This is a genomic window from Methanoplanus limicola DSM 2279, from assembly GCF_000243255.1.
GTDB lineage: Archaea > Halobacteriota > Methanomicrobia > Methanomicrobiales > Methanomicrobiaceae > Methanoplanus > Methanoplanus limicola.
The window spans coordinates 2,941,965-2,959,239 of sequence record NZ_CM001436.1 but is presented as its reverse complement, the minus strand read 5'-3'; the positions used below and the strand labels follow the sequence as shown (position 1 = coordinate 2,959,239).

Sequence of the window (17,275 nt, the reverse complement as noted above, 5' to 3'; positions counted from 1 at the left end):
AATATGATCCGGATAGATCTTTAAATCAGGCAAAGGTGTTTCGGATGGGGTTTTGTTAAATGAAAAAAATAGCTATAGCTGCGCTTGGGGAAGGGACATTTAAGGATGAAGTCTCCCCCGTATTCGGGAGGTCACCGGTTTTCTGTCTTGCTACTGTATTATCCGGAGATCTGGTCAGTTTTGAGTCGGTAAAAAATTCTGCCGGTGATATTCCCTGTAGTGCAGGTGCTGTATCGGCGAAGGTTCTGGCAGATCTTGGGGTTGACTGTGTGATTGCCGGAGGTTTTGGTCCCCAGTCATGCGGTGTCTTCAGGGAGTGCGGGGTCGTTCCATATGCTGCCAGTGGCTGCAGGATTTCTGAGGCCCTTGAGAGATACCTTGCCGGTGATCTCCCGTCATATGATTATTCAGCTGTTGCAGGGGATTTGTCCGGCAGAAATAATGTTTCAGGCTTTTATTTTGGGCGCAGGGGCGTGAAGCCTACTCAAAGGTCGCATGTGTGTGGCAGATGCGGCTATATTGCCGGAGAAAGGATGGAAAGAGGGGATAAGTGTCCTAACTGTGGTTTTATGTCTTTTTAATCTGTTCTTTATCTTCAGCTTTTCCTGCTGAGTATGTTCAGGATATTTTCAATGTAGTAAAGTTCTCCTTCAATTCCGGTTATTGGTGCGTTGTGGAGTGATATCTTCTCCCTTGAAGGGAATGTTATTCCGAAGAATCCGGCGTCCGGGTATTTTACAGATTCAAATGATGATCCAATGATGAGATCAGGTTTTTCGTGATTAAGAATCTCTGTGATGACTTTAAGGTCATTGACATGACCTTTTCTGTATCTATTGCTCTCCTGATCTTCATATTCCAGGATATTATCCAGTCTGTGCTCTCCGGGTGACGGAATATTCCTGTGTCCGGTGCAGAGGATCTCAGCGTCCAGATAATCCTGAAGTATTTCTTCTGTATATTCTGCATAGGCTGCTGTGGCAAATATTGCAGTTGAGGGCGGATCGTTTTTCCTTAAGAAGCGGTCACAGGCTTTGATGATATTCTCTTCTGCGCTCCCGGCTTCTTCCAGTACTTTATCTGTATTACTCTGCGGTATCAGCTCTCCGAGTGCTTCAAAAGCCCTGGTGGTATTCTTTATCCCAAGCACTGAAAAATTGTGTCCGGCGCCTGATACTGCATAATCCGGGTTTGCTGTAATGCTGAGTTCAGAGGGATTTTTTACTGAATCATAAATGTCAGATGAGAGCACAGCCGCAGCCGGGACCTCTGCAAGTGAGAGTAGCCTTCTGCATTCGTTTAAATTTCCGGTATGAAACGGCTCAATGGAACATATGCCGTCTATGTTAACACCTTCTCTGCCGGTGTCTGGTGTTATTCCTATGGATTCTGCCGATTTTTTATACCCGTAATCAAAATCGCCGCAGTATCCCGGAAGGTCAATGAAGAGGGTGTTATAGTTGCTGAGAAAGCCGGTTATGTCATCTCCTGTCAGTGACGGTACACACGTGTTGATGACTGCGAATTTATCGTATATGCCGGAGAGGCCATCTATTATCTCTTTTATGCGCTCTTCTGTGCCGAATATAATTTCATCCTGCACCAGAAATGTGCTGCTTAAGGGATCAGGTATCGCGAGTTCGGCAAAGTAGTAGCATCCGCTTGAACCGTTTATGACTACCCCCAAATCTTTGATTCCGGCAAGGAAGGATGCCGCACCTACCATGGCGCATGGCCAGAGGGGATTGAAACATGCGTTATGGCCGGCATTGTTATTATTCTGCATTCCTGAGAAACCTCCTCCACTGATGAAGCATTCTTTTAATTCCTGTACTCCCAACCGGGGCTGAGAATGGTATCGGGATTTCAGTGCCGTCATCGTCAACTTTTATTCCGAAATATTCTGACATCTCACTTAGGATGTCGTAATCTGCATTCTGAAAGCCGAATGAATCAAAATTGATAGTTTTGCCCTTTATGTCACTGAACTCTTCTGTTATTGACTGCTGGTATTTTTCTTCTGCCCTCAGGGCATATTCGGGGTCTATTTCCAGGTGTTCTGCTATTTTTTTTATGAACTCAATGGTGCCTTTAAATCCGGCAGGGAATTCTTCTATATATTTTAGCCCGGTCTTTTGGGTGAAATGATCTGTTATGTTGTCCGGAAATTTTTCTCGGAATATGTTTAAGTCTGCGCGTTTCATATTCCGGATATCATCTACTGTTGTGTGCCTTGCAAGGCGTATGTTTATTCTGACACTCAGGAGTTTTAAGAGTCTTTTCAATTCTTCATAGTTCTCGTCTATGTCAGATTCGAGGTTTTTCTCTCCGATTATGTTCACAGACGGAATTTTGGGTTTGCTCTGTTTTTTGAGAACGGCGCTTTCATCTTCGGCAATCAGGGCGGATACTGCGAGAAGTGCCTCTTCAAATCCGCTGGTGAATGATCCGCCGAGGAATCCTGCTGTATTCACCGGAATTACAGGGACTGTAGTGAATTCCCGGCATACATCTTCTATAGAGTCGCCTATTGTTGCTGAGACGCAGGTGCCGATGACAAATACTGCCTTTGGGTTGTATGCCAGTGCTTTTTCTATGGTGTCAGAGAGTTTTTTTTCACCGCCGAATATTATATCGTTCTCTCCCAGTTCACTTGAGAGCATGAACGGAACATCATAATATCCGTTGTACATCAGGGCTGAGTAGAAGAATGCTGATGACTGGTGGGTGCAGCCCGCCGGGCCGTGGATTATTGTTATTGCGTCATCAACAAATGCAGTTATTGAGAGTGCACCCTGTATTGTGCAGCCTTCATGCCTTGATATATCTGAGTGCGAGGGCTTCAAGTTCATCCATCTCAAGGGGGGTAGGTGTTTTGTCTGCCGCAGGTCTGTTATTGATTATTTTATCTGCAAGTTCTCTGTACACTTCTGCCTGTTCTGATTCCGGCGCATATTCAAGAACTGTTCGTTTGTTTACCTCGGAGACTCTGACGGTTTTGCTTCTTGGTATGAAGGCTATCATCTCGGAGTTTATGCTTCTGGCAAATTCTTCCACCAGTTCTCTCTCGCCCTCTATGTTGGCTGAGTTGCAGATGACCCCGGCGAGTCTGCACCGGTTCTTTGACCTCTTTGAGAGCCTTGCAATTGCCTTGCAGATGTTGTTGGCGGCGTAGAGAGCCATGAAGTCTCCGGAGGTTACAAGATATACCTCCTGAGCGTAACCCTCACGCATGGGCATTGCAAAGCCGCCACAGACGACATCTCCTAAGACGTCATATACGATTATGTCGCCATAGAGTGCTTCGAGTTTTTCAAGGAGCTGGAAGGTGGCTATGATGCCGCGTCCGGCACAGCCGATTCCGGGTTCAGGGCCGCCGGCTTCTACGCAGCGGATGTTGTTGTAGCCTTTGTAGACTATCTCTTCTGTGGTGAGGTTATTTTCGCCGTTTTCCCGGATGAGATCGAGAACGGTTGGTATCCATTCCCCGCGCATGAGCATCCGGGTGCTGTCGTGTTTTGGGTCGCAGCCTATCTGGAGGATGTCGAGGTTTTTTTCAGATAAAGCGGCGGAGAGGTTTGCTGAGGTTGTTGATTTTCCTATTCCGCCTTTGCCGTACAGGGCGATCTGTTTCATTGTATAGTGGTTTGTTTTGAAAGGGAAATATGGTTGTTGATATTATATTTTTTTGGGTGTGTCAATGTTGGTTTATTTCTCCACAATTTTGTTGTTCAATAATAGATGATGGCAGAATCTGTGAAAGTACTGTGTTTCAACTCACATGGTTAGTTCTTGGGAGAGTTCATCTGAGTAGTTTCCCTGCGATTAGACTTATTCTTTTTTTCTATTTTTAATGACTTTTGCGGGGATGCCTCCTACAATAGAATAGGCAGGTACATTTTTTGTAACAACTGCACCTGCTGCAACAATACTTCCTTCTTCAATTGTAACATCTTTGGTTATAGTTACATTAGAACAAATCCATACATTATCTTTTATTTCTATCTTACCTGATATGTGTCCTTGTTCATTTATGTTAACATTAATATTTTCATGGTTGTGATCTGCAGCGCGGATAACAACATTAGGCCCAATTAAAACATTGTTACCTATACTTATACTTCCATTGGGGCATGGATCTATGGTAACATTATAGTTGAATGAGCAATTGTTTCCAATAGAAACTTGTTTAGGGCAATAAATTTTTAATAGTGGTGCTGATCTGAAAAATCCACATTTTTTGAGTTTCTTTTTGTAATATGCGCATCTGATGTCAGAAAAAAGTTCGGTATCTGGGGATAAAGTAATAATGTGTCTTAGTACTTCTGAAAAAAAATCAGTTATCATTTATCATCTCCATGAAATTTTCTTAATATCTTCTTTGAGCAGCTTAAATTTCAATTTTTTCTGGTGTGTCTGTTCCATTTTAAATTGGTTTGTTTTAGGAGGGAAATATGGTTGTGGAATTTATGGGTTTTTAGGTGGGTTGAGTCTGGTGTGCTCGTTTTGGTGTTTATGTGTTTTTAACAGGTATGCTTTATCCGGCATCTGATTAAAATAACATTATTTGCATATATTTAATACAGGTTTGTCCTTTAATGTCTGTAATCAGTGATTCTATAAAGATAATGCGTTACTTATTCAGCCCCTTTAAAAAGCTGATTGTTATATATCTTATTTTGGTTCTTATTCTGAGTGCTCTTGAGGTTTTCCGTATCTCACTTGTATATCCGATAATTAATTATGGTCTTGGGGTTGAGAACCAGCCAAAACTTCTGGATGCATTTTATGATTTTTTACTGCCGGAATCTGTTAATCCGTTTATTGCATCGGCTTTTCTGTTGCTGATTACTACTGTGCTGATTGCCGGCGTGTATGCAGTTGCTGCATATGGTGGCGCGTATCTGTTCTCAACTGTTCGTGATTCTATAGACAGAAGGGTGTTTTATACAATTCAGAGCCGGCCTTATAGTTATTTTGCCGGCAAGAAGCAGGGAGATCTTCTGTATGTCGGGCAGGGGGCGGTTAATGAGGGGAGTCAGGCTGTCAATATGTTTGTGGAGTTTATAAAAAGTATAATGCTCTCCATAATGTATCTGGTATTTCTGTTTTACTTATCCTTCTGGCTCACTGTTGGTGTAATTATTCTTGGTGTGTTGTATGCTTTTGTTATTAAGAAGCATCTGTTTTCTCGTGTTTACCGGAATTCCGGTGAAGTTAATATAGCTTCTATGCAGAAGTCTGTTGTTTATCAGGAATTTATCTCCGGAATAAAGACGATTTTTATTACAGGTTCTATTAGTTCATGGCGGGAGAAATATGAAACTGCTATAAGCAGACTCTTTAAAGCCAATCTTAATGTTAATGCCTTGAGCAAGGTTCCAATGATTTCAAATGATTTCATAATGTTTGCAATCATTGCGCTTGGTGCAATATTACTGTATGTCTTTACTGGGGGGGATTTTATTGCTTATATTGGGATATTTGGAACTTTTATGCTTGGACTTTATAGACTTGTTCCTGCTCTTACTCAGGTGCAGAGTAGTCTGACAGGTATTGTGAGGTATCTTCCGGCACTTGAACTTATCCGGGATATTTTAGAAACTCATGAATCTAAAGATCCTATGGAATCCAATGTTTCAGAACGCCCCGGTAATAATGAATTCAGTTTTAATGACAGGATTGAATTCCGGAATGTTTCGTTTAGATATGGTGATAGTTCTGAGGAAACTATTAAGGCTCTCTCTTTTGAGGTGAAGAAGAATACGAAGGTTGCAATCGTTGGAAGTTCCGGTTCGGGTAAGACAACAACTGCAAATCTGCTGGCACTTCTGTATAGTCCAACATCCGGTGGAATCTATATCGATGGTGTTAATCTGAATGAATTTGATCCCAAAAGTTATCTGATTAGTCTTGGATATATTGGACAGGAGACATTTGTTTATCATGATACCATTAAGGAAAATATCAGGTTTGGTCTTGATTGCAGTAATGAAGAGGTAATCCGGGCTGCAAAACTTGCTGATGCTCATGAATTTATAATGGCTACTAAGGATGGTTATGACACAATAATTGGTGATCAGGGGATAAAGTTATCTGGCGGGCAAAGGCAGAGGGTTGCAATTGCAAGGATTATTCTCAGGAATCCGGAAATTCTGCTTCTGGACGAGGCTACAAGTTCATTGGATAATATTTCAGAGCAGAGGATAATGGAATCTGTGAACAAACTTTCAGAGAATATGACAGTTATAACTATTGCTCATCGTTTATCCACAATTCATGATGCTGATGTTATTTTTGTGATGAAAAATGGAGTTTTGGTTGAGAAAGGTAATCACGAGGAACTGATTGCGCTGGGTGGGGAGTACAAGAGACTTTATATGAGTCAGAAAAGGGATTGATTTGGGTTTAATTTTTGGTGATATTACAATTATTTGTAATTGTATTTTGTGAATGATTTGTGGATAGTATATTATCCTATTCAGTTTTTAGGTGAAATTATGGGTTGTGAGGGTAAAAATAGGATTATTTTGATATATAGTACTCATTTCAAGTTGAATAAGGTTCAAATTAGCTATTTTAGTGATAATGAGAGTTATTGGCTATACTTTGGCAGGGATTATTTAAAGTTTAAAGAATATGAGTTTTATTTTAAGGATAAATTTGAATTAATCGAAATTTCAGAGAAACTCGACAGAATATCAGATCGAATTCGTGATGATTTTAATCACTATATTGATGATGTTAACCGGAATAATAATGATATATTTGAATGGTGGTTTACGCCGTTATCCTCAAGAAATATTTATCTGAGTGAAGTATTTCAAAATGTCTGTTATTTAGAGCTTGTAAAGGAAGTTTGTAGTAATTATCCGGGTAAAAAAATAGTAATTGTTGTTGAGTCATATTCTACTGGTGTACTCATTGAAAAATGGGCTGATGATGAAAATATTTCAGTTATATCAATATCAAGGCCATATCGTGGTAAATTCTATTTCTTATGGCAGGCATTTGCTGAAATAGGGAAATCTATATTAAAGGCGTTTATTAACTTCACTTTTGCAAAAATATCTAAAATAAGTTTTAAAAGTAACAGTAAGAAGAATAAAAATATAAGTTCTTTCTTAGATGGTAAAACTGCTTTAATAGATTTGTTTGTATATGAATCCAATTTTGCTGAAGACGGTTCTTTTAATGATCGTTATTTCCCAGGATTAGAATCCTATCTAAAAAAAAATGGATATAACGTGATTTATCACCCAACTTTGACTGAAACAAAATTGAATAAGTTAAATCTGTACAAAAAAATCCGGGCAAATGATAGATTTTTTATTATTAAAGAAGATTATTTAACTATTTTTGATTATTTAATGTCTTTAAATATGGCTGTTAAAGCAGTAACTTTTAATGAAAAATTACCTTATTTTAGAGATATTGATATTTCATTTGCAGATTCCTGTGATAATAAATGGGTCTGTTTTGATGGAATATTTAAGAGTATCTTAGTATATTATTTATTTTTAAGATTAGGAGATGTATCCAGGGGTAAAATTGAACGAATAATCTGTTGGCATGAGAATCAGTTGCAGGATAAAGCACTTTGTCTGGCAGTTAATAATGTATCTCAAGTTATAAAAATTATAGGAGTTCAGCATTTTATACATTTCTCAAATTATCTGGGATTATATCCACTTGATTCTGAATACGAATCTGGATTGCTACCTGATATTATTCTCACCACGGGGGTTAGAGAGAGCATTAAAGTTAGGAAGTACCTGACTCATGTTCCTGTAAAGACAAGTCTGGCATTGAGGTATTCATACTTATTCAGAATTCATAATCAGAATATGCCTATACCTGGTAGCATTCTTCTTTTGCTTCCTGGAGATAAGAATGACGCATTTGAAATACTGATAAATGTTTGTGATATTCTGGACGGATTAAATGGTGTATTAAATGTCTATTTAAAATCTCATCCAGATCACGGGAAAAAAATTATATTGGCTTTCTTGGATATCCTAAATGCTAAAGGCATGTCGGGGAAATTTGAATTTAAAGAAGAGAAAAATGAAGTTCTTCTTAAATCAGCAGCAGTTGTAATCTCAACAGCATCTAGTTCGATTGTTGAAGCTGCTGTCCTTGGTATTCCTACAATTCTGCTGGCCAAATACTCTGCGCTGAATTTAAATCCGTTTGAATATTCTGATTTGAGTTTTGTATCCATCTGTTATGATAGTGATGAATTCAGAAAATCACTGAATAAATACTTACGGTTGTCAACAAAGGAAAGAGAAAAATTACTGATTTTTGGGGAGGATATGAAGAAAAAATTCTTCAATCCGGAAGATGCGGAAGAAATGAGTTATTTTATAATATGATCTTGATGGATTTTTTATCTGGATTCCTTGGTATCATTTCTTTTTTGCAACAGCCATCATATGTGAACTTAGTCCAGCTTCTTGGAGGAAAGTCTGGAAGTTATCCTTTATCTCCTGGTCAGATTCAATTAATTTTCTGATAAATGGATCCTTTATATCTGATAATTGCTTGGATACTATATCAACATCGAGTTTTCCAGGTGTTGTGATCTCACATACCTCAAAACCATTTCTCTCCAAAAGAATTGAAAGGGATTTTTTTGTGAAAAAATTTAAATGGTGAGGTGGATGAATGCTGCTTGATTTATCCTGCAGTACTTGGAGATCAAACCCATCCCATGTAAGAGTTGTGATTATCAAAAGCCCCTCCGGTGAGATAATCTCACTACATTTTTGGATAAATAATTCCGGATTATGAAGGTGCTCCAGCAATTCAAATGATATGGCACAGCTTATATCCATACCTTCAAAATCACTATTATAAACATTTTCTATAAATTTTGGAACTGTTTTAAGTCCTTTTTCTATACATATCCTATTTAGAGAATCTGAGGGTTCGATCGCCACAACAGTTGTACCTTCATCGGCCAGCAACTGTAGTTCCTCACAAAAAACACCATATCCTGCCCCGATGTCAATAATGGATGTATTATTTGTATCACCCAAATATTTGTCCAAATACCTTTTAACAAGTTTTGCCTTGGGTTTTATGATAAGCTCTCTTCTGCTGGATTCTGTTTCTTTGTAAAAATTTGTGGCCCAATACTTGACGGATGGAGAATTACTGTAGTAATCACTGAAGGATTCGGGTGTAGGTCTTGGATTTACATATAATGTTTTGCATTTATCGCATTCCTCATAATCAAAGCCATATTTACGAAATTTGAACCTACTATTTTCTCCCTTGCAGGCGGGGCAGGATACATAGTAAAATGGCTTAGTCAAAAAATAATTATTAACATCTTTTTTGGCAAGAGCAAGGTATTCATCAAATATTTTTCTAGGTCTAATATCCTCTTCTTTCATTAGTTACTTATATCGATCCAAATTATTTTATTTGTTTTGTTAGGTTTAATACGTTATTCTTTCTTGTCCTGTTTTTTGATGAGTTTTGATGAGAATAATTCTAAGGAAAAAGAGATTGATTGATTGGAGAGTTCTATAACAGTTTAAAGAGCTCATTTAACATTTCATTGCCTTCAGGATTATCATTTTCTGCAATTCTGATCTTATCCCAGTATTTCTCAGGTAACCTAAGATAAAGTGGAAATGTCCTGACTAAACCTTTTAGCATCATTTTATGCTCTTTAGAAAAATTTAGGATTGAAGTCTCGTTAAGAGTGCCCTCTGTTACTATAAATTCATCGTCTATAAGGCCTTCATTAACGCAAATTTCATGCAGGAAGCAACCGTGATACGGTTCAAAAAGAAATATGTTGATATCCAGTTTTGGATGTATATCCAGTAATTTTCTGTTTGTATTTATCGTATCAAAAATAAGCTCTCTGTTTTCATTTGGAAATCCAAATATATTGTTTATTGAGGCTCCGATCTCTAGTTCACTTAGTATGCTGATTTTTTCGTAAAAGTCCTCATTGCGGTATCTTCTCCTGAGGAAATTTTTTCTGAAATTTTCGTTTCCGTGCTCCAACCCCATTGTCATCCAGAAAAGTCCTACCCTCTTAAGTTCGGAAAGTCTGTCTTTGTTTATTGTTTCAATTCTGGTTTGTATCCAGAAGGGAAGTCTTATTTTTTCATATTCATTGATAAACATCTCAAAATCGGCATCAGTGAGATCAAGGAAGTTTTCACTGGAGAAGTAAATGAATTCAGGTGAATATTTGTTTACTTGGTAATGAATCTGCTTGATAACCTTCTCCATATCCATGTTTCTGTTATATTTGTCATTTACATTCTCCCTGTAAATCTTCCTGAGTCTAGGGGCCGCACAATATGTGCAATTATAAAAACACCCGCGTGATGTTTCAATGTTTATCATCTTATAAAAATGGCCTTGCATTGGTTTATAAAAAAGTCTTTCATCGAATTCGCTGAAATCCGGAAAAGGGAGGGTATTCACGTCATGAAGTTTCAACTGGCTATTTTTAATTATTCGATCCTTTTTTCGTATCCAGAGCCCATTAATATTATCATAGCTTTTTCCTATGGCTATTCTGTTTGCCAGTTCTGAAAGAGAACTTTCACCCTCACCGATGCTGATAATATCAAAGAGACTGTCTTCAATCAACAGTTCGGGGGCCAATGTAGGTAATATACCTCCTGCAATAAGGGGAATTTCAGGGAATTCTTCCTTAATATAACCTGCTAGAATTCTGCTTTGTGTGTAATTCGGCTCTAGTATTGAAAATCCTATAATGTCCGGGGAGTAATCCTTGATTAATGAGTATAGGTCATCTTTTATTGTTGTTTTATTATCTTTTATTGCATCATCATTGGCAATTTGTTTTGAAATTTTCCTTTTTGCGCGAGTCACGTTTTGATCCTTTTCAAAAGAATTATCATCAGCAATTTCAGGGTAAAAACTGGTTTCAAATATTTTTACAGAATGACCTGCCTCCTTTAGAACGGCTGACAAGGAGGCAATCCCTACGGGGAGTCCTGTTACTCTGTAATATGTTGGGTATATGAACAGGATTTTACATTTTTTCATATTAATATATTAATGCTTTTGACCTTAATTATTTAGTGTATAGTATGTCCTCATATAAGTCACTTTTAGCGTGAAGTCATCAATATTTCATTTTTGAGTATTACTCCCCAATAATCCCACACCCCACAACAGATCGGAACCTTTATATACTTTCGCGCGCCGCTTCGCGGAACCTGGAAATATGAATCATCAGCAAAAAGATGATAACAATTCCCTGAGGAATTGGCAGGAGAAATTACTCCCTCCTGAAGTTATTATGGAAAAAGCACGCAGTACCGGATTTATTAAGAGGATGAAGAAATTAGATCCGACATATCTCTTATACGTCCTTATTTTTGGGATCAGTAGTCACTGTAAACCTACACTTGAAGAAATTCATCGTGACTATCAAGACCTGGGTGGGAAATCTGCAGGGACAAAAGAGATTAGATATCAGAGTTTTCACAATCGTTTTGACAGTAATATGGCTCTTTTCTTACGAGCGATGCTGGATCACTATATCAATATAACCTTTGCAGATTCACCTGCAAGATTAAAGGGTCCGGTTGGGATCCTGAAAGATGTCTTGATACAGGACAGCAGCATCATTCGACTGAGCAAAAAACTTGCAGAGGAATTTCCACCGGCAAGATCACGAAGTGAAGCTGCTGGATTGAAAATTCATGCAGTATATAGTGCTGTATCACATTCACTTAAATCCTTTGAAATTACTGATGAAAAAACGCATGACTACAAGAAAATCAGGATTGATGGGAACATAAAAGACGTTCTTTTCCTTTTTGATTTAGGCTATTATTCGCATTATGTTTTGGCAAACATCAATGAAAGAGGAGGATTTTTTGTTAGTCGGGTCAAGAATTCAGCCAAACCAAAATTAAAAGAAATTGTATCAGAATCTAAGATTTTTGATAGTTTTTTTGAAAAAGGAATGAATTTAGGTGACTTTCTTGATAGAATTCCAAAAAGCGGTGAAATTGAGCTAATATGCACCTTTACCGGAAGAGATAAAGAAAAACCATGGGGCAAAAAAAGAATTAATGCAGATTTCAGAGTCGTCTGTTTCTGGGATGAAAATGACAAGATTTGGCATAATTATGTAACAAACTTACCTGGTGATGCTTACAAAAAGGACGAGATTTATCAGCTATATCGGTATCGATGGATAATTGAGCTGTTATTCAAGGAGATGAAAAGTGACTATGATCTTGGGAAATTTCTTTTAGCCAGGGAACCGCTTGCTCTGATCCATGTCTATTCTATGTTAATAAGGCTTGTTTTGAGCAGAAATCTGTACAAAAAAATGGTAGCATCACTTGATGAAGATGAAAAACCTCGTTATGGTCCATTGTTATGGTCTAAAGTTTTTGCAGAGAAAGCTCACGAGTTCCTGAGTATCATTGATCAGAGTATCTTTGGAAAAGAGAGTGTTGGTGAAAGATGGAAAAAACTTGGAAGATTCATTGCGGCGACTTGCATGTAGCCGACATAAAGGATACGACCGAATTTCACTCAAATATGTTGGCTTTTAAAGAGTAGAAGTCAATCCAACAATATTTGAGTCGTTAGCCTTAGCGATAGCTGTATTCAAAAATTCTAAAAATACGTTTAATATGCCATTATTTTACATTTGACATAATACAGCTTAGAAAATGGCTTGAGATAGCAACATTTTACCTCTTATTTCCTAATCTGCGCGAAGTATCTTCTTTTAGAATTTCTAAATCCTGTTAATTTAATCGGAAAATGTTACTAATTAATACGTACACTCAAAAATGTATGCAATTTTTCAGTCCAGATCCCTTAAACTGACTTATATGAGTATGTCCTGTTAACCCAATTTCCACTTGGATAGACTCAAGAAGAATCTCAATGCCGGAAAAAGGCAAATTTATTCTAATGAGTGCAGTTGAATTTGGTCATTATAATGGTTGATTTTATATTTGTTGTTATGAGTATTTCCTGAATAATTCGTCATCTTTCATTATCTCTTCAACATGCATCAGGTCTTCTATTGTATCAACACTATATGTTTCGTAAGGAGTTTTCACCATTTTGACTTTATAGCCATGTTCAATTGCCCTCAGCATATCAACTGATTCTATAATTTCCAGAGGAGTTGGAGATAGTTTAGTATATTTGAAGAGGAAATCCCTTCTGAAAGGAATGATGCAGACCTGTTTGAGGCCGACAAAATCGCTGGATCCCTTTTTCCTAGAAGGTATCGGTTCCCTTGAAAAATACAGTGCGAAACCATCTAGGTCAACAACTACCTTGACTTCGTTGGGATCTTCAAAGTCCTTCTCATTATTTATGTCAGCCATTAGATTGGAACATACGATTGCTGAATCGCTTAACAATGGTTCTAGGGCCTGATCGATCATTTCAGGAAAGATCAGGGGTTCATCTCCCTGAATATTTACAATAATGTCTGCTTCAATATTCTCTACTGCTTGAGCAATCCGGTCTGTACACCTCTCATGGCAGTTTGATGTCATTATTGCCTTTCCGCCAAATTCTCTAACTGTTTCGTATATCTCTTGGTCGCATGTGGCTACATAAAGATCATCAAGTGTAAGGCTCATAGCTGATCTCCTGTATACATGCTCAATCATTGGTTTTCCACATATTGGTACAAGTGGTTTTCCCTGAAATCTTGAAGAACCCATCCTTGCTGGGATAATTCCTACAATCTTCATTTTATATCTCCTTTATGAAATCTATTTCTGAGAATAAATCTCCTTTGATCTTTAAGAGATCTCTCCTTGCATAATCTGCGATGAATAATGAATCAAGGCTGTATGCCAGGAAACAGTAACCCTCTTTGATCTTGTCAAATACCATCTCTGGTTCCAGCGGAACAACATGAAATCCAGCGGCAATAGTATCTTTCTTCTCTATAACAGTCTTGATCTTTTCCATAGCCTGAAGGTAACGGGGATGCTCAAATTCCCCGGGTACACCAAGTGATGCGGAGAGATCATAGGGGCCGACAATAAAACCGTCAACACCCTTAACTGCAATTATTTCCTCCAGATTTTCAACGCCCAGAATATTCTCTATTTGGATGATGACTATGCTGTTTTCATCATTCCATTTTTTATATTTTTCAAAATCTAGACCATAACCCTGGGCTCGTGCAAGACCCACTCCTCTGTTCCCATTTGGTGGGTATTTAACTGCATTTACTGCATTCTTTGCTTCCTGAACGCTGTTTACTTGTGGGACAATAACACCGTGTGATCCAGCATCCATTACTCTCTTAATCAGGTTTGGATCATTGGATCCAACTCTTACTAGGGGTACGCATCTCGATAGTTCTATTGTCTGGATAAGGTTTTGTGCTTCTGCAAGAGTTATGGCACTATGCTCCATATCGATTGTTAACCAGTCAAATCCTCCCAATGATAATATTTCAGCAATTGAAGAGTGACCGATCGTAATCCATGACCCAATAGTAACTTCTTTGGATTTGATTTTTTTCTTAAGCGTAGTAATAGATTTCACCTCTAATTAATCTTTTTCACCTTTTAAATCTTTATCTACGGCTTTCAGGCATTCCAAAATACCCTCTGATATATCTACATATGTAGGCAGGTTTATCCTGATTGGGACATCAGATTCATAAGAATAAGGTGTTACAACGTAATGGCTGTTGTTAGCCGTTTTTTCATATTTTATCGAGATATCTTTTCCTATGATCTCCTCGATCATCTTGAAAAGTTCTTTTACCATCATTCTCTGGTGTCCTGCTAGCATTACAACCGTGTTGGCGAATTGCTGTTCTCGTGCAATTCTGACAGATTCTCTTGATGCATCTAATATGTTGATGTATTCACGCAGTGAATCCGGAGAGCTGGTGTATGTATACTTTCCGGTTAACAGAAGTTGCTTGCATAGGCCGTATATGAAATTCCAATGGTTTGCTTCTGTTCCGTAAAGACTTCCGTATCTTAGAATAGTATATTCGAGTCCAAACTCTTCATAATATGTTTTACAAAGTGATTCTCCCGCTTTTTTGGAGACACTATAAAAAGAACCGTGGTTTCCTGCGGAATATACTGAGCTTGCAAATAAGAACCTTTTGACACCACATTCTCTTGCAGCCTGAAGACATCTTGTAGTTCCTAAAACATTAATCTCCATTGTTTTTTCAGGGATATTTCTGACAATATTTATGTCCGCAATTGCAGCCGTATGAAATACCAGATCGCATCCTTCCATTGCTTTTTTCAGTCCTGATTTATCAAGAATATCTCCTTTTACGTAAGTTAAGAGATTATTATCATTATTATTCTCTCTATTATTATTGCTGTAATTTTCCTCCTGTTCCTCTATTATATCGTATGTTACTGTTTCTATATTCTGTTTTAGCAGTTCATTAACAATATGTCTCCCCAGAAATCCTTTGCCGCCGGTTACGAGTGCTTTCATGGATTAATTCCTTTAAATGCATTTATTAAATTTTCAATTGCTTCTTTTTCCATTTCTTCGCGTGATTCTTTCGTATTGGAAGCAACATGCGGAGTTAGTATAATCTGAGGATAATTTTGTATCTGATCCTCTATTATAGTATCATATACGTCAAGACCTGCACCTGTAATAATTCCTTTATCAATTGCGTCAAGGAATGCTTTTTCATCAATCAGTGAACTTCTTGCGGTATTGATTAATATTGCACCTTTTTTGAAGTGCTCAAAAGATTTTTTGTCTAATATTGGCGATTTGTCATCTTTGGGCGGCATATGTAAAGTAACAATGTCGGATTTTTCAAGCAGTTCATCTATTGAGGAGTAATTTATCCAGCCATTGTAAGTTTCTTTCTCCTTAAGATAAGGATCATAGTAGCCAATTTCACATCCGAAGGCTGAAAGAAGTTTTCCAACCGTACGACCAATTCTTCCAAGACCAATAATTCCAATGGTTTTTCCGGAGAGCAGTTTTCCGATAAAGGTGTTTGCACTGATTCTATTGTCTTTGAGATTATAGGTCACAATATTTTTGCAAATATCAAGGATTAATGCAATTGTATGTTCGGCAACTGCCTGGGTTGGAGCATTTGGGGTATTGCATATTATTATATTTTTATCTGAAGCTGTATTGAGGTCAATATTGTCAAGGCCAACACCTACACGTGATATTACTTTTAACTTATCTGTTGAGTTTAAAACATTTTTATTGTATGGCTCAGTTCCGGCAATAGCAACTTCGGCTTCCTTAATTGCACTGATAACTTCTTCTTCTGAAAGTCTTTTATTAGTAATATTTATGTAATTCAAGTCAAAATTCTCTTTAATTTTATTGAATAAACAATAAGAAGAATCAATGTTTCTTATTGTAATTGCGATTTTTGGCTTCATGGTAACAATAATATTCTATAATTTTCAATAGGCAATAATATGTAATATCGCTTTTCATCAAGTTAATTCTTTTAAATAACAAATGTTAATCAGGTTTTATTATAGCTGTAAATGTGTATGGTTTGATTTTGTCTACTCTTTCCAATTTAAAACCCGCTTTATCATATAATTTCTTGATGTTCGTTCCGCTTCTCTGATATCCATGGAATTTTCCAAAATATTTGTTGTCTTTTGAATAATTTGTAATTAGATTTCTTTTTAATGCACCACCAATTATCTTTGGGTAACTAATTATGGGGATTGATGTTCTAAAATCAATAATTTCTTGGACTCCTTCATTTTTTAATTGAATCAATAGTTTAATGAATTCTGAATCATCCATTACATAAGCTGAATTTTGGAAATAGGCTATATCAAAGATTGTGTTGTATTTGTTGGAAAGGTATTTAATATTGTCCGTGAAGAAGTCAAAATTCTCTGAAAAAATATTTTTAAAGTATCTTTGAGATAATGATATGTGCACTTGATTAAAATCTGTAGCAAAAATATTACACTCATCTGAAGTAGAATAACTTAGTAGATGTTCAATGACACAACTTCCTGAACCAAGAGATAATATGTTGTTATAATTATTATCCTCTATTCTCTGAACGAGATAAGGTATTGTGCACAATTTAATTGATTGTTTTGATAAAAAATTATATAATAATGATTCATAACTATTTATTTCGTAATATCCTTCCATATTGGATACGTTATTTATTTCCTCTTTTGAAAATCTTTCATTTAAGATATTTGAATTCAAGTATTCTGATTTGTGTTCAAGTGTATACATTTTAAATTTCATCTAAATTCTCTTTAATTGATTA

Annotated in this window: 15 protein-coding genes; 4 read left to right on the top strand and 11 right to left on the bottom strand. The window is 37.0% G+C overall.

Annotated elements, in window-relative coordinates; genetic code table 11:
• Positions 1-59: 59 nt before the first annotated feature.
• On the top strand, positions 60-581 hold the full coding sequence (locus METLIM_RS14145; protein WP_004079593.1) for a NifB/NifX family molybdenum-iron cluster-binding protein: 522 nt from the start codon (positions 60-62) through the stop codon (positions 579-581).
• A 14-nt stretch (positions 582-595) separates the two neighbouring features.
• Here the strand turns inward: METLIM_RS14145 and METLIM_RS14140 are convergent, their stop codons facing one another.
• From METLIM_RS14140 to METLIM_RS14125, 4 genes are all read right to left on the bottom strand, one after another.
• Positions 596-1,786, bottom strand: a complete 1,191-nt coding sequence (locus METLIM_RS14140) for a nitrogenase component 1 (protein ID WP_004079591.1) — start codon at positions 1,784-1,786, stop codon at positions 596-598.
• Positions 1,776-2,852, bottom strand: a complete 1,077-nt coding sequence (locus METLIM_RS14135; protein WP_004079589.1) for a nitrogenase component 1 — start codon at positions 2,850-2,852, stop codon at positions 1,776-1,778. The genes METLIM_RS14140 and METLIM_RS14135 overlap by 11 nt, the downstream gene beginning before the upstream one ends.
• Entirely contained in the window at positions 2,812-3,636 is an 825-nt protein-coding gene (gene cfbC, locus METLIM_RS14130) for a Ni-sirohydrochlorin a,c-diamide reductive cyclase ATP-dependent reductase subunit (RefSeq protein ID WP_004079587.1), read from the bottom strand. The genes METLIM_RS14135 and cfbC overlap by 41 nt, the downstream gene beginning before the upstream one ends.
• 195 nt (positions 3,637-3,831) lie before the next feature.
• Positions 3,832-4,347, bottom strand: coding sequence for an acyltransferase (locus METLIM_RS14125; protein WP_004079586.1), 516 nt, complete (start codon positions 4,345-4,347; stop codon positions 3,832-3,834).
• Between the two features lie 251 nt (positions 4,348-4,598).
• On the opposite strand from METLIM_RS14125, the gene METLIM_RS14120 reads away from it, so the two are divergent.
• Both METLIM_RS14120 and METLIM_RS14115 read left to right on the top strand, forming a co-directional pair.
• Entirely contained in the window at positions 4,599-6,401 is a 1,803-nt protein-coding gene (locus METLIM_RS14120) for an ABC transporter ATP-binding protein (RefSeq protein ID WP_004079585.1), read from the top strand.
• A gap of 99 nt (positions 6,402-6,500) precedes the next feature.
• On the top strand, positions 6,501-8,378 hold the full coding sequence (locus METLIM_RS14115) for a hypothetical protein (protein WP_004079584.1): 1,878 nt from the start codon (positions 6,501-6,503) through the stop codon (positions 8,376-8,378).
• A 33-nt stretch (positions 8,379-8,411) separates the two neighbouring features.
• On the opposite strand, the gene METLIM_RS14110 is transcribed toward METLIM_RS14115, so the two are convergent.
• On the bottom strand, positions 8,412-9,404 hold the full coding sequence (locus METLIM_RS14110; protein WP_004079583.1) for a class I SAM-dependent methyltransferase: 993 nt from the start codon (positions 9,402-9,404) through the stop codon (positions 8,412-8,414).
• Positions 9,405-9,537: 133 nt separating this feature from the next.
• Positions 9,538-11,049: a B12-binding domain-containing radical SAM protein gene (locus tag METLIM_RS14105; RefSeq protein WP_004079582.1), complete on the bottom strand. Its 1,512-nt coding sequence runs from the start codon at positions 11,047-11,049 to the stop codon at positions 9,538-9,540.
• Between the two features lie 181 nt (positions 11,050-11,230).
• On the opposite strand from METLIM_RS14105, the gene METLIM_RS14100 reads away from it, so the two are divergent.
• Entirely contained in the window at positions 11,231-12,529 is a 1,299-nt protein-coding gene (locus METLIM_RS14100; RefSeq protein WP_004079581.1) for an IS4 family transposase, read from the top strand.
• 466 nt (positions 12,530-12,995) lie between these two features.
• On the opposite strand, the gene kdsB is transcribed toward METLIM_RS14100, so the two are convergent.
• The 5 genes from kdsB to METLIM_RS14075 all read right to left on the bottom strand — a co-directional run bounded on the left by kdsB (position 12,996) and on the right by METLIM_RS14075 (position 17,241).
• Positions 12,996-13,745 (bottom strand): 3-deoxy-manno-octulosonate cytidylyltransferase, encoded by a 750-nt coding sequence (gene kdsB, locus METLIM_RS14095; protein ID WP_004079573.1) that lies wholly within the window; start codon positions 13,743-13,745, stop codon positions 12,996-12,998.
• A gap of 1 nt (position 13,746) precedes the next feature.
• Positions 13,747-14,553 (bottom strand): HpcH/HpaI aldolase family protein, encoded by an 807-nt coding sequence (locus tag METLIM_RS14090; protein ID WP_004079571.1) that lies wholly within the window; start codon positions 14,551-14,553, stop codon positions 13,747-13,749.
• 6 nt (positions 14,554-14,559) lie between these two features.
• Complete coding sequence (locus METLIM_RS14085; RefSeq protein WP_004079568.1) at positions 14,560-15,480, bottom strand: NAD-dependent epimerase/dehydratase family protein; 921 nt, start codon at positions 15,478-15,480, stop codon at positions 14,560-14,562.
• Positions 15,477-16,406, bottom strand: coding sequence for an NAD(P)-dependent oxidoreductase (locus METLIM_RS14080; RefSeq protein ID WP_004079566.1), 930 nt, complete (start codon positions 16,404-16,406; stop codon positions 15,477-15,479). The genes METLIM_RS14085 and METLIM_RS14080 overlap by 4 nt, the downstream gene beginning before the upstream one ends.
• An 85-nt stretch (positions 16,407-16,491) precedes the next feature.
• Positions 16,492-17,241, bottom strand: coding sequence for a hypothetical protein (locus METLIM_RS14075; protein ID WP_157202328.1), 750 nt, complete (start codon positions 17,239-17,241; stop codon positions 16,492-16,494).
• Between the last annotated feature and the right edge of the window lie 34 nt (positions 17,242-17,275).